The 12119-nt window shown below is 71.0% G+C and carries 14 protein-coding genes; 5 read left to right on the top strand and 9 right to left on the bottom strand.

What is annotated here, in order from left to right:
• Positions 1-124: 124 nt before the first annotated feature.
• The 4 genes from ACIRP7_RS33260 to ACIRP7_RS33275 form a co-directional block, all read right to left on the bottom strand.
• A complete protein-coding gene (locus tag ACIRP7_RS33260) occupies positions 125-613 on the bottom strand; it encodes a MarR family winged helix-turn-helix transcriptional regulator (protein WP_403666873.1) in 489 nt (162 codons plus the stop codon).
• Positions 614-623: 10 nt separating this feature from the next.
• Positions 624-1685 carry an alkene reductase gene (locus tag ACIRP7_RS33265; RefSeq protein ID WP_403666876.1) on the bottom strand — a complete coding sequence of 354 codons (1062 nt, stop codon included), beginning with the start codon at positions 1683-1685 and terminating at the stop codon, positions 624-626.
• A gap of 85 nt (positions 1686-1770) precedes the next feature.
• Entirely contained in the window at positions 1771-2676 is a 906-nt protein-coding gene (locus ACIRP7_RS33270; protein WP_403666879.1) for an NADP-dependent oxidoreductase, read from the bottom strand.
• Between the two features lie 272 nt (positions 2677-2948).
• Positions 2949-3638 carry a ricin-type beta-trefoil lectin domain protein gene (locus tag ACIRP7_RS33275; RefSeq protein ID WP_403666881.1) on the bottom strand — a complete coding sequence of 230 codons (690 nt, stop codon included), beginning with the start codon at positions 3636-3638 and terminating at the stop codon, positions 2949-2951.
• 198 nt (positions 3639-3836) lie between these two features.
• On the opposite strand from ACIRP7_RS33275, the gene ACIRP7_RS33280 reads away from it, so the two are divergent.
• Positions 3837-5330, top strand: coding sequence for a ricin-type beta-trefoil lectin domain protein (locus tag ACIRP7_RS33280; protein ID WP_403666883.1), 1494 nt, complete (start codon positions 3837-3839; stop codon positions 5328-5330).
• 102 nt (positions 5331-5432) lie between these two features.
• Here ACIRP7_RS33280 and ACIRP7_RS33285 read toward each other — a convergent pair whose 3' ends face one another.
• Both ACIRP7_RS33285 and ACIRP7_RS33290 read right to left on the bottom strand, forming a co-directional pair.
• Entirely contained in the window at positions 5433-5570 is a 138-nt protein-coding gene (locus ACIRP7_RS33285) for a hypothetical protein (protein WP_403666886.1), read from the bottom strand.
• A gap of 39 nt (positions 5571-5609) precedes the next feature.
• Positions 5610-6563 carry a L,D-transpeptidase gene (locus ACIRP7_RS33290; RefSeq protein WP_403666889.1) on the bottom strand — a complete coding sequence of 318 codons (954 nt, stop codon included), beginning with the start codon at positions 6561-6563 and terminating at the stop codon, positions 5610-5612.
• A 101-nt stretch (positions 6564-6664) separates the two neighbouring features.
• Between ACIRP7_RS33290 and ACIRP7_RS33295 the strand changes: the two genes are divergently transcribed.
• Both ACIRP7_RS33295 and ACIRP7_RS33300 read left to right on the top strand, forming a co-directional pair.
• The gene (locus ACIRP7_RS33295; protein ID WP_403666892.1) at positions 6665-7156 is read left to right on the top strand and encodes a SigE family RNA polymerase sigma factor; all 492 of its coding nucleotides are present in this window, start codon (positions 6665-6667) and stop codon (positions 7154-7156) included.
• Positions 7146-7784, top strand: a complete 639-nt coding sequence (locus ACIRP7_RS33300; RefSeq protein WP_403666894.1) for a L,D-transpeptidase — start codon at positions 7146-7148, stop codon at positions 7782-7784. The genes ACIRP7_RS33295 and ACIRP7_RS33300 overlap by 11 nt, the downstream gene beginning before the upstream one ends.
• Before the next feature lie 62 nt (positions 7785-7846).
• On the opposite strand, the gene ACIRP7_RS33305 is transcribed toward ACIRP7_RS33300, so the two are convergent.
• The gene (locus ACIRP7_RS33305; protein WP_403666897.1) at positions 7847-8203 is read right to left on the bottom strand and encodes an amidohydrolase family protein; all 357 of its coding nucleotides are present in this window, start codon (positions 8201-8203) and stop codon (positions 7847-7849) included.
• A 167-nt stretch (positions 8204-8370) separates the two neighbouring features.
• Between ACIRP7_RS33305 and ACIRP7_RS33310 the strand changes: the two genes are divergently transcribed.
• Both ACIRP7_RS33310 and ACIRP7_RS33315 read left to right on the top strand, forming a co-directional pair.
• The gene (locus tag ACIRP7_RS33310) at positions 8371-8922 is read left to right on the top strand and encodes a SigE family RNA polymerase sigma factor (RefSeq protein WP_403666899.1); all 552 of its coding nucleotides are present in this window, start codon (positions 8371-8373) and stop codon (positions 8920-8922) included.
• Positions 8919-9617 (top strand): SecDF P1 head subdomain-containing protein, encoded by a 699-nt coding sequence (locus tag ACIRP7_RS33315; RefSeq protein WP_403666902.1) that lies wholly within the window; start codon positions 8919-8921, stop codon positions 9615-9617. The genes ACIRP7_RS33310 and ACIRP7_RS33315 overlap by 4 nt, the downstream gene beginning before the upstream one ends.
• Positions 9618-9638: 21 nt before the next feature.
• Here the strand turns inward: ACIRP7_RS33315 and ACIRP7_RS33320 are convergent, their stop codons facing one another.
• Together ACIRP7_RS33320 and ACIRP7_RS33325 are read right to left on the bottom strand one after the other, a co-directional pair.
• The gene (locus tag ACIRP7_RS33320) at positions 9639-11165 is read right to left on the bottom strand and encodes an APC family permease (protein WP_403666905.1); all 1527 of its coding nucleotides are present in this window, start codon (positions 11163-11165) and stop codon (positions 9639-9641) included.
• A gap of 75 nt (positions 11166-11240) precedes the next feature.
• Positions 11241-11873 carry a hypothetical protein gene (locus ACIRP7_RS33325; RefSeq protein WP_403666907.1) on the bottom strand — a complete coding sequence of 211 codons (633 nt, stop codon included), beginning with the start codon at positions 11871-11873 and terminating at the stop codon, positions 11241-11243.
• Positions 11874-12119 lie beyond the last annotated feature (246 nt).

Raw genomic sequence — 12119 nt, forward strand, 5'->3', positions numbered from 1 at the left:
GGGGTCTCACTTTCCATCAGGTCAGTGGTGGGGAGATTCGGGGATTCGGGCATGGCTCACCGGTCCCGCGGCGTGTTGCCCTGTCCCCCAATGGGCGCCCGGGATCCGTTGCTGAGCGCGGGAGTTACTTGGACTGTCCCCGCTCTTGCCCGTTAAGGCCGCGGCTGTTGATCGCGTCGGCGATGACGTAGGCGGTGCGGACGAAGGCCTCTGCCTGTTGTGGCGACAGGTTCTGCGCGGAGGTCTCCTCCAGGGCCCGCCACATGGCTGCCAGGGGCTCGCGCATGGAACGGCCCTTGTCGGTGAGGTGGACGACCATGACGCGCCGGTCGTGTACGGCCGGCTCGCGGACGACCAGACCGGCCTCCTGCATGCGGCGCAGGGACTTGGAGATGGTGGAGTGGTCCACCTCGAGGCTTTCGAGAAGCTCGGACTGGGTCTGGCCGTCCCTGTCCAGAAGGTGCATCAGCAGCAGTTCCTGTCCGGGATGCAGGTCCATCTCGCGGAGCATGGCGGCGGCGAGGGCGCGGTGGGCGCGGGCGAGCTGGAAGATCGCGTAGCTCATCGGCCCCTCGCCGGCCGTCGTGGGAGTGCGTGGTGTCGGGGCGGCCATGGTTGGTTCCTCAGACGGTGTGGGTGGGGTAGTCGGTGTAGCCGGCCACTCCGCCGCCGTAGAAGGTCGACGGATCGGGGGTGTTCAGCGGCGCGTCAGAGCGTAGCCGCTCGACCAGGTCGGGGTTGGCGAGCGCGAGGGCGCCGACGGAGACGAGGTCGGCCCTTCCGTGGTCGATGTCCTTGGCGCGGGTGGGCAGGTCGGTGCCTGCCCGGTTGAGGATCAGCGTGGTGGGCCAGAGGGTGCGCAGGGTGCCCAGCAGCTCCTCGTCGCCGGAGTGGAGGACGTGGAGGTAGGCGAGGCCGAGCGGGCTGAGGGCGCGCAGGAGTGCCGGGTACAGCTCAGCGGTGTCGGACTCGGTGATGTCGTTGTAGGGGTTGCCGGGGGAGATGCGCAGGCCGGTGCGGTCGGCGCCGATCTCGTCGGCCACGGCGGCGGCGACCTCTACGGCGAAGCGGATGCGGTTGTCGAGGGAGCCGCCGTACCGGTCGGTGCGCTGGTTGGTGTTGTCGGCGAGGAACTGGTGCACCAGGTAGCCGTTGGCGCCGTGGATCTCCACACCGTCGGCGCCCGCCGCGACGGCGGCCGCTGCGGCGCGGCGGAAGTCGTCGACGGTCGACTCGACCTCCTGCGTCGACAGGGCACGGGGTGTCGGCATCTCCTGGGGCCCGGACGCGGTGAACATCGCGCCCTGCGGCTGGACCGCTGAAGGGGCGACCGGCTGACGGCCGTGAGGGGTGTTGTCGGGGTGGGAGATACGGCCGGTGTGCATCAGCTGGATGACGATCCGGCCGTCCGCCGCGTGCACGGCGTCGGTGACCTTGCGCCAGCCGGCCATCTGCTCGTCGTTGTGGATGCCGGGGGTCAGGAGGTAGCCCTGGCCGTCGGCGTTGGGCTGGGTTCCCTCGGTGATGATGAGCGCGTGCGAGGCCCGCTGGGCGTAGTACTCGGCGTTGAGCTCGGTGGGGACACCTTCGGGTGTGGAGCGGTCACGGGTCATGGGGGCCATGACCAGGCGGTGCGAGAGGGAGATGCCGCCGACGGTGGTCGGTGTCCACAGGGCGTTCAGCATGAATGGTCCTCGGGGGTGGTGAGGGTGGTCGGTGTGGTGGCGGGTGTGCTGTCGGATGTGGTGTCGGATGTGGTGTCGGGTGTGATCAGTCGACGGTGAGGACGAGCTTGCCGCGGCCGTGGCCGGCGTCGCTGACCTGCTGGGCCGTGGCCGCCTCGGCGAGCGGGTAGGCGGTGACGGAGGTGACGACCTTGCCGGTCGCGGCGTCCTGGGCCAGGGCGGCCAGGCGGACGGCCGAGCGTTCCTGGCCACCGGTGGAGAAGGTGATGCCGAGCTGGTGCGCGCGGAAGTCGGCGATGGTGACGATGCGCTCGGTGCCGCCGCGCAGGGCGATGGAGTCCTCCAGGGCTCCCTTCCCGGCCAGGTCGAACACCGCGTCCACGCCCTCGGGCGCGAGTGCCCGGACCCGCTCGACCAGACCCTCGCCGTAGCGGGTCGCGGTGGCGCCGAGCGAGGTGAGGTAGTCCTGGTTGTCGGGTCCCGCGGTGGCGATGACGCGCGCTCCGCGGGCCGTGGCGAGCTGTACCGCCAGGGTTCCGACCGCGCCGGCCGCGCCGTGCATCAGCACGGTCTCCCCGGCGGTGACGCCGAGCAGGTTCAGCACCCGCTCGGCCGTCTCGCCCGCCACCGGCAGCGCTACGGCGTGCTGCCAGTCGAGGCCGGCGGGCTTGGGGGCCACGGTGGTGGCCAGCGCGTACTCGGCGTACGAGCCGGTGTCCGACCAGCCCAGGACCTCGTCACCGACCTGCACGTCCCGCACGCCCTCACCCAGGGCGTCCACCACGCCGGCGAGTTCGGCACCGGGGACGGCGGGGAGCGGGGTGGGGAACGCGGCCTCCATCGCACCGGAGCGGATCTTGCCGTCCAGCGCGTTCAGCCCGGCCGCCCTGACGCGGACGCGGATCTGCCCGGGGCCGGGCTGCGGGACCTCGATGTCCGCCTCGTGCAGTACGTCCGTGCCTCCGAAACGGTCGAACAGGATGGCCTTCATGACGACTCCTCTCGTGTCGCCACGCATTTAGGTGGCTGGACACATAACTAAGGTAACAGCAAACATGTGGCTGGCCAAGTATTTGCTGTCGCGGGTTGCGCCAGAGGGGTCGCGGGTGGCGTCGGTGTCTTGCTCGCGAGGCGGAGCCTCGTGGTCGGCCGGCATGCGTCGGCGGACGGGCCGGCGAATCCGGTCCGTCCGCCGATCGGGATCGGACGGTGCGTCAGTTGGTCAGTTGAGCGTCCACTGCTGGTTGCTCCCGCTGTTGCACGTCACAGGTCGATCTTCGTCCCGTTGACGGTGCCGCTGCCGGCGGCGTCGAGGCAGAGCCCGGACTGGTTGTTGGTGATGGTGCCGTTGGAGTTGACGGTCCACTTCTGGTCGGTGCCGCCGGTGCAGTCCCAGATGATGACCTTCGTGCCGTTGGTGGTGCCGCTGTTGTCGGCGTCGAGGCACTTGCTGCCGTAGACCACGAGTTCGCCGCGCGACGTGGACGTGAAGGTCTGGTTGTGTCCGCCGACGCAGTCCCAGAGGGCGGCCCGGGTGCCGTTGGTGATCGAGTTCTTGGCGAGGTCGAGGCACCGGCCGGAGCCGGCTCCGACGATCTCGTTGCCGTTGGTGCCCGTGATGCCCTGAAGGAGGACGGCGTCGAGGTTGGGCGACCAGCCGCCGCTGTTGGAGAACTTCATGGTGTTGGCGCCCTTGGCCATACCGACCTGCACGGAGACGGTGCCGGGAGTGGTCCAGGAGCCGGTCGGCGGGAAAGAGACCACCGTGGGCTGCTCGCCGTTGACCTGGAGCGTCGCCGTACGGGCGGTGCTGTCGCCGTTGACGTAGGCGATGGTGGCGAGCTTCACGCCGGACGTCGAGGCGTTGACGTTCCTGAACGTCAGGGTGTTGGCGGAGCCGTTGCCGATCCAGCCGACCAGCGAGCCCAGGCCACCGCCGCACCCCTGGATCAAGAAGTCCGTGGCATTTCGGAAGCGTCACATCTCTTGTCACCGGGGTCGGCACCGTGTCAGTGTCCGGCCATGGTTACGTAACCATGGCCGGTTTACGCGGGTCCGAGTGTCTGTATCCGGGCCCTGGTTCCTCACTGACGCGGCTCAGGTGACGAACCCGCACTCCGCCCTCCGCGCTTCCCGTCACTGGAGAACGACATGACCAAGACCCCGACGAGGTCGAGACGACTGGCCAGTGTGCTCATGGCCGGCTTCGGCGCGACCCTCATGGTGCTGACCGCCCCCGGCCCCGCCCTCGCCCAGCAGGCCCCCGAGACGCAGGCCGCCTCGCCCGCCTCTCACGTGTCGGGGAAGCCCGCGCCGAAGGGCGGTACCAGTGACTTCCGCGGCGTGAACTGGGCGGACCCGCGCGACAACTACGCCAGTGACGCGGTGGTGCCAAGCGGGCTGTCGGTGACCGACAGCTACCGCACCGTGTACCGCACCACGAACAAGATGGTGCGCGGCTTCAAGAAGAACCTGGGCGCCAACACGCTGCGACTGCCGATCAACCCGGCGTCCGTGGGCACCACTTGGTGGACGTCGTACCGGGCGACGATCGACGCGGCCACGGCAAGCGGTGACAAGGTCATCGTCAGCTACTGGGAGGCCGACACCAGCAAGGACGGCCTGGTCGACGACACGGCCGCCTGGACGAAGATGTGGAACACCGTGGTGCGGGAGTACAAGCACAACCCGCGGGTCTACTTCGAGCCCATGAACGAGCCGCACGGCTACACCCTGGACCAGTGGGTGTCCGTCACCAGCGGCTGGCTGGCCCGGCACAAGGACGTCCCGCGCGGCCGTGTCGTGATCAGCGGTACCGGCTACAACGACAACGTCACCGGCGTCGGCGCGGCACCCGCACTGCGCGGAACTTTGCTGTCGCTGCACTTCTACGGCTTCTGGAACAGCTACACCAAGCAGTCGGACTGGACCGCCGACCTCGAGGCCCGCCTCGGCAAGTACACCGGCCGGACCATCATCGACGAGGCCGGCTCCCCGATGACCATCGGCCTGAACTACGGCGCCTGGAACGGCAACATCTACACCTCGTACCTCGCTTCCGTGGCCAACACCGCCCGCAGCAAGGCGATGGGGCTCGTGTACTGGCCGGGCCTCCGCTTCGGCGACTCCTACTCGATCGAGTCGCTGGACGCCGACGGCAACCTGGTGGACAACAGCGCCACCGGCGTCGCGCTGCTGCGCTGGGGCTACGGCTTCGGCAAGACCCCGCCCGTCAACGACCTGCCGCCCGCGCCTCCCGGTGAGGTCCTGCGCGGAGTGGCCTCCGGCCGCTGCGTCGACGTACCCGGCTTCAGCACGACCAACGGCACCCAGCTCGACCTCTGGGACTGCAACGCCGGCGGCAACCAGACCTGGAACTGGAACGCGGACAAGCAGCTCACCGCCTACGGCAACAAGTGCATGACGGTGGGAGGCACCGGAACCACGGCGGGAGACCCCGTGGTCATCACCGACTGCACCGGCGCGGCGGCTCAGCAGTGGAACGTGAACGCGGACCTCTCCGTGACCAGTGTCGCCAACCCGGCGCTCTGCCTCGACGCGTCCGGAGCGGGCACCGGCAACGGCACATCGGTCGACGTCTGGTTCTGCAACGGCGGCACCAACCAGCAGTGGACCAGGAGCTGACGCCGGCTCCGATCCGAACCGCAGGCGCCGCCGCGCTTCGCCCCAGGGCGAGGCCGGCGGCGCTTCGGTGCTCGGGCGGCTCCGTATCGCCTCGGCCGATGGTCAGGTGCCGCCGGCGGCTCGGAACATGGTGTTCTCGGCGGTCTTGCGGCTGAAGCTCCAGTACGAGACCAGGGGCGCGTCGTCGCTGTTCAGGAAGGTCGTGTCCGCGGGCAGCGGGACCTCGATCGTGTCGTTCACGTGGTTGGTGGGTTCGCCGGGTCCGTCCGGCTCCCGGTTTCAGGACTGGCGCGACGAACTGCCCGCGAGCCACTGGTCCCAGGGGATGTTCCAGTCGCCGTAGCCGTTGCCGGGGGCGACGGTGTCCTTGGAGTGGACGACGCGGACGATGTCCCCGGGGATGACCTCGTCGAAGAACCGCCGGGCGGTGCCGTCGGTGGCGAGGCCGACGCAGCCGTGGGTGACGTTCTGGCGGCCGGCGTAGCGGTCGGCCTTGGGGTTCTCGTGGAGGTAGGTGCCGGAGGTGGTGAGGTGGACGGCGTAGCCGTAGTAGCCCTGGTAGGCGTCGCCGTAGCCGACGGTGCGTGAGTCCATGAAGACGCGGCGCTGTTTGTCGGCGACGACCATGGTGCCGTTCCAGGTGTCCATTCCCGGGGCGCCGGCGGTGACGGGGACGCGGCGGGTGACGCCGTCCTTGACCACGGTCATGGTGTGGGCGGCGACGTCGACGGTGGCGACCAGTGAACGGCCGATCGTGAAGTGGCGGGCAGCGGCTGAGCCCGCTCGGAGGGTGACGGCGGTACCGGGGGCCCAGAGGGCGCGGGGGCGGTAGTCGAGGCGCTGGCCGTCCAGGAGGTTGCGGTCCTTGATCCAGCTCCAGGCACCCGTGACCCGCGGTGCGGTGGTCACGGTCAAGGACCGTTCCACGGCGGCCCGTTCGGCGCTCGGGACGGGGTGGTCGAAGGTGAGCGATATCGGCATGCCGACGCCGACCGTCCGGCCGTCGGCCATGTTGACGTGCATGTCCTTGAGAGCCGCGGGCTCCGGTGCGGGTGTCGGCGTGGCCGTACGGGTGGGCGGTGGCGCCGGTGTGGAGGTGGCCGGCGCCGGGCTCGCGCCCGCCACCGGTTTCGCGCAGGCCGCGAGCGCGAGCGCGCAGACGGCCGCAGCCGTCCAGGCCCGGGCCGCGCGACGAATCCTGGCCCCTGTGATCCCTGTGGTCCCCGTGGTCATCGGGTCTCCCCCTCGTTGTGCTTCGATGTACGCGACCTGTACGCACGGCGGGTCAGGTCGGGTTGCATGCGACGGCGGGAATCTTTCGGGGGCTGCGGGACATGACGGAGGACGAGTTCGACGTGTTCTACGCGTCGGCGTTCCCGCGGCTCGTGGGCCAGTTGTTCGCCATGACCGGTGACCACGGCGAGGCGCAGGACGTCGTGCAGGAGGCGTTCGTACGCGCCTGGGACCGGCGTGGCGACTTCCTCGCCGACCAGGCGCCGGAGGCGTGGATCCGTACGGTGGCCACCCGGCTGGCCGTGAGCCGCTGGCGTCGGGCGCGGCGCTGGCTGGAGCTCGTACGGCGTACCCCGCCGGAGGCGCACATGCCCGGGCCCGGGCCGGAACACGCCGCGCTGGTCGAGGCGTTGCGGCAGCTGCCCGACGCGCAGCGGATCGCGATCGTGCTGCACCACCTGTGCGACCTGAGCGTCGAGCAGGTAGCCTCCGAGACCGGCGCCCCCGTCGGGACGGTCAAGGCCCGGCTGGCGCGCGGCCGGGCGGCGCTCGCCGGGCACCTGGGGGAGAAGGAGGACGGCCGTGTCCGATGACCGCGACCTCACCACCGCGCTGCGGGACGTCGCCGACGCCCATCAGACGCCCCCGCAGGTCTCCGGCACCGAGATCCGCCGCCGGGCGGCCCGGCGCAGGCGTCGACGGCACGGGGCCTTCGCCGGAACCGCCGTCGCCGCCGCCGGGGCAGCGGTCGTCCTCGCCTTCACCACCGGCCTCGGTGGCGGCACCGAGCAGCGTCCGGCCACGGCGGCTTCGGACACGCCCTCGCCGCGGCCCGCCGCCACGGTCGACCTCTCCCGGCGGCTGCTGACCATCGCCGGCCGCGAGCTCGCCGTCTCGTCGGGCACCGCCCGACACCCCACGCCGACCGGGTTGATGACCGTGACCGCCAAGTTCCCCACGAAGACCATGGACAGCGCGGCGCTCGGCCTCGGAAAAGGGGACGGATACGAGATCACGCTGCCGTGGGTCGTCGAACTGCGCACGGCCGACGGGCGTACGAACTACGTCGTCGCTCTCACCTGGAACGAGAAGGCACCCGGCACGAGCGATGTCACGCAGGGCTGGATCGGGCTGCGGACGGCCGACGCCAAGTGGCTGTACGCGAAGCTGAAACCCGGCATGGTGCTCAGCGTCGGCCGGAGCGTGTCCCTCGGCCGGTGACCGGCCGGTGAAGGAGGACTCCGGGACGGGTGACGCCGCCGGGTCGGCCATGCGCCCCGTTCTCAGGGTCGGCCGCGCAGCGCGAAGGCGATGAACTGGGTCACCTGGCGGGCGGCGAAGTTGTCGTCGGAGGGCCACACCCGCTCGTTGAACCAGGCCTCGACACTCACGTCCTCGGCGGCGCCGCGCATCAGCGTCATCGGCCCGTGCGTGTGGGCGTTCACCAGCCCGGGCACGGCGATCAGTCCCGTGCCGTCCACGCTCTCGGCCCCGGTCGCGTCCGGCCCGGAGCCCGCCGGACCCAGCCAGGCGATCACCCCGTCCTCCACCAGGATGTCCTGCTCGGTCTCCACCCGGGAGGGGCCCTGCTCGGGCACGACAAGCACCGAACAGGACGTCACGATCAGTCGGCGCATCATGCGGATCCTTCCGTCCGAACCGGACGCTAAGGATCCAAAACGTTGTGCACAACCCCGTCCCACGGGTCCCTGTCGTCCGGACCGGACGGGGGTCGAAAAAGTTGGACGGTGAAGGCAGTCGAACCTCCCTCCGTACCCGTCTCTACGGGGGAACGAGGGAGGGCGCATTGAACGCCGACGAGGAACGCCAGTTCCGCGAGTTCGTGGCGGCGCGGTCGAGATCGCTGCTGCACACGGCCTACCTGCTCACCGGGGACTGGGAACAGGGCCGGGATCTGCTCCAGACCGCGCTTGCCGCCACCGCTCGGCGCTGGTCGAAGCTGCGCGACCGGGAGCAGCCGGAGATCTATGTGCGCCGGGCGCTCTACCACGCCCAGGTGGACCGCTTCCGGCTGCTCAGCTGGGGACGGGAGACGGTCACCGACACCGTCCCGGACCGGCCGTCCGCGCAGGGCACCGACTGGGCCGAGACCGTGGTCCAGCGGCAGGACATCATGGCCGCGCTGCGGCGGCTGCCCAAGCGCCAGCGCGCGGTGGTCGTGCTGCGCTACTTCGAGGACCGGCCGGACGCGGAGATCGCCACGATTCTGGGGGTCGCCCAGGGGACGGTCCGCAGCCAGACCCATAAGGCCCTCGCCTCTCTCCGTGCCGCCCTGGCCGAGGCGGGGCCGTCGGCCGCCTCCTCCTCCACCGCCTCCGGAAGGGGCTTCGTCGCATGAACGACTCGACCGAACACCCGCTGCACGACGCCCTGCACGCCCATGTCCGGGAGAACGGCGCTGACGCCGGTGCCCAACTGGCCGGCCTCGCCGACGGCGCGCTGCGGATCGCCCGGCGCCGTCAGCGGCTGGCCCGCGCCGGGGTCGGCATCGTCGCCGCCGCGGCGGTGGCCACCGCCTGGGTGGCCGTCGCGGACGACGCGCCCCCGCGCGCGAACGTGATCCGGCCCGCGGCAGGCGACAGCACCGGGAACACCGGGAAGGCGGCCCTGCTCTCCCTCCTGCCGATCACCTCGCGCACCGACCAGGCATGCAAGCAGGGCAGCGGTGGCTACACCGTGCAAGCGAGCGCGACCCACCCGAAGCTCTGCGTCCGGGCCGACCGGGACAGGGGCATGACGGATATTCAGGTCACCTCCGCGAAGGCCTTCAAGAGCAGCGTCGACGGCACCTGGCGGGTCTTGGTGACCCTCGACTCCACCGACCGGACCCGTTTCGCCGCCCTCACCGGCTCCATCGCCCCGGCCCCGGCCCCGCGCAACGGATTCGCCATCGTCGTCGACGGCAAGCTGTGGGGCATGCCCTACGTGAACCGCTCGATCACCGGCGGTCGTGTCGAGATCGCCGGAGCCTACAGCGGAGACCTCACCAGCGCCGCCGTCCACGACCTGGCCGCCCGCCTGGACCCGCACTGACAGCCGGTACGGAACAGGCGGCTACGCGTCCGTCGCCGCCCTGCGCGTCGGCCTGCCCAGCGCCCAGAACAGGACGCCGAGGAGCATGAATCCGAGCAGCGGAAGTGTCTCGGTGAGGAGGTACTTCACCCGCTCGTGGTGGTGCCAGCCGTCCGGCGCGTAACCCTGGCCGAACCAGTGGTCGCCGAGGCCCGGGGCGACCAGCTGCACGCTCGCGAAGAGAACGAGTGCGGTCAGGACCACGCTGATGGCGAGGGGCGCGGGTGCCTTGTACGGGCGGGGCACGCCCGGGGCCTTGTACCGCAGTACCGCGAGCGCCGGGAAGATGCCCAGGTAGCTGACCAGGGTGGTGGAGATCGCCAGGCCCAGGACCGCGCCGAAGAGCTTCGCCGCGCTGCCCGAGGTGAGTTCGTGGGCCAGGACCAGCACGGCCGTGGAGACCAGACCGCTGAGGATGTTGACGCGGACCGGGGTGCCGAAGCGGCTGGAAATGACCCCCAGGAAGCGGGGGGCCGCGCCGTCGTAGCCGGAGACGGCGAGGGCGCGATCGGAGCCCATCACCCAGGTCACGCCCGAGGAGAGCACCGTGAGGATGAAGAGGATCGCGGCCAGGTCCCCGAGCGCGCTCCCGGCGCCGCTGAGGGTGGCGGTGCCGTCGCCGGCGACATGGCCGCCGTAGACCGTGAAGACCTGGCGGATGGCGTCGATGAAGCCGCCGAGACCGGTGATGGCCTTGACGGGCAGCACGAGCAGGATGCCGAGGATCGGCAGGGCGTAGAGGAGTACGGAGAGGGCGGCGCTGCGGAAGACGGCGTACGGCACGTCCTTCTGGGCGTCGGTCATCTCGTCGCCCGCCGTGCTGGGCAGTTCGAAGCCGACGTAGTTGAACATCAGGACGGGCACCAGGCCGACGAAGCCCGCGTACGTCGGGGAGAAGTCGCCGGGTCCGAAGCCGTGCAGGCCGTGTCGGACGCCGTAGACGACGACCGTGGCGGTGAACAGGCCGAGCAGGAGGAAGCGGCTCCACGCGCCGATGGTGGGGATCCACTTGCCGACGTCGAAGGAGAGGATCGCGGCGAGGACCCCGATCCACACGAAGGCGAGGGTGAAGAGGTAGAAGGCCGGGGTGCTCAGGTCCTTGCCGCCGTGGAAGAAGGTCGTGTACGCGGTGACGGCGGAGACGGAGAGGGTGCCGCCGAGCCAGACCGGATTGGTGATCCAGTAGAGGAAGTTGTTGACCGCGCCGGCCAGGCGGCCGAAGGCTCGGCTGGTCCAGATGTAGGGGCCGCCCTCGTCGGGGAACGCGGCGCCGAGTTCGGCGGTCAGCAGGGCCGAGGGGACGAAGAACACGACGGCCAGCACGATGAGCCAGGTGAACGCCTCCGCGCCGGAGGAGGCCACCGTGCCGATGGTGTCCACGCCGACGATCGTGCACAGCAGGAAGAACAGGATGTCGAAGCGGCCGAAGTGCTTGCGCAGCTTCTCGCGTTCCGACCGGGCTGCCGGCGGCGCGTCGGCCGGCTCTGAGGTGATGGGGCCAGCGGTCACCGGGGGCTCCTGCGGATGAGCGGGACAGGCGGAATTCGGCCAATGATCGGCGCCGCCCCACACACTCACAAGCGTTCATTGGGAAGTCTTGACCCGGTTTGCCGAAAGAGGGTCCTGGCCGTCCCGGAGCTCCGCGCGCAGGGTGTCGCGCAGTCGCCGCAGGTCGTCCGCGGGGCGGCCCAGGCCGTTGAGGCGCAGGCGGGCCGCCTCGGTGCGGTCGACGGGGCGGACGGTGAAGGCCAGGTTCATCGAGGCGCGCAGCATCCACAGGTCGTAGGCGAGCAGCCGGGCCGCGCGGGCCTGTGCCGCCACCAGGTCCGGGTCGGTGGTGCGCAGGTCCTGGAGGCGGGTGCGCAGCCGGTGCACGGTGATGCTCTGCAGCCCGCAGTCGCGTGCCGTCCCCCGGGACACCGGGCCCGGCTCGCCGCACGCGGCCACCGCCTCGTCGGCCGGACTCTGCGCGGCCACCGCCTCGTCCAGCACGGCGACGAGCGCCCGCAACTGGTCGGGGCGTGAGGGGCCGACGGGGGCGGGGCGCCGACGGGGGCGCAGAAGCGGGCCCAGGCGTGCCCCTACGGCCGAGAACTGTCGTACGGCCGAGAACTGCCGTACGGCCGCGAGCAGTCGTACGGCGGCGAACCACCGTGGGACACCGGGCCCCTGTGCCGCTCGGGGTGCGGGCCGGTCCGGAGCTGTGCCTGTGCGCATGGCCCCTCCTGGCGTCCCTGGCGGCCCGGGCCCCGTCGGCAGGCCCTCGCGCGAACCGGCTTCCGGGCGCCGCGTCCCTCCAGTGTGCGCCTCGTGCGCGGCCCGGTGTTCCTGCGCTTCCTGCCGGACAAGGCGTGATCGGGCGTTCTCAGGGGTAGTTGTCCTCCCCCGGGAGTAGCGGAAGGCGGTGCGGTCGTCCCGGAGAGGCAGGGCAGGTGCCTCCGTGGGCACGATGTGCGGGCGGGT

This window comes from Streptomyces sp. NPDC102270 (assembly GCF_044766405.1).
Lineage (GTDB): Bacteria > Actinomycetota > Actinomycetes > Streptomycetales > Streptomycetaceae > Streptomyces.

What these genes read in the sequence shown, in the direction of transcription:
- ACIRP7_RS33260 (WP_403666873.1), bottom strand. Translation starts at nt 613, where the DNA reads ATGGCCGCCCCGACACCACGCACTCCCACGACGGCCGGCGAGGGGCCG.
- ACIRP7_RS33265 (WP_403666876.1), bottom strand. Translation starts at nt 1,685, where the DNA reads ATGCTGAACGCCCTGTGGACACCGACCACCGTCGGCGGCATCTCCCTC.
- ACIRP7_RS33270 (WP_403666879.1), bottom strand. Translation starts at nt 2,676, where the DNA reads ATGAAGGCCATCCTGTTCGACCGTTTCGGAGGCACGGACGTACTGCAC.
- ACIRP7_RS33280 (WP_403666883.1), top strand. Translation starts at nt 3,837, where the DNA reads ATGACCAAGACCCCGACGAGGTCGAGACGACTGGCCAGTGTGCTCATG.
- ACIRP7_RS33290 (WP_403666889.1), bottom strand. Translation starts at nt 6,563, where the DNA reads ATGACCACGGGGACCACAGGGATCACAGGGGCCAGGATTCGTCGCGCG.
- ACIRP7_RS33295 (WP_403666892.1), top strand. Translation starts at nt 6,665, where the DNA reads ATGACGGAGGACGAGTTCGACGTGTTCTACGCGTCGGCGTTCCCGCGG.
- ACIRP7_RS33305 (WP_403666897.1), bottom strand. Translation starts at nt 8,203, where the DNA reads ATGATGCGCCGACTGATCGTGACGTCCTGTTCGGTGCTTGTCGTGCCC.
- ACIRP7_RS33315 (WP_403666902.1), top strand. Translation starts at nt 8,919, where the DNA reads ATGAACGACTCGACCGAACACCCGCTGCACGACGCCCTGCACGCCCAT.
- ACIRP7_RS33325 (WP_403666907.1), bottom strand. Translation starts at nt 11,873, where the DNA reads ATGCGCACAGGCACAGCTCCGGACCGGCCCGCACCCCGAGCGGCACAG.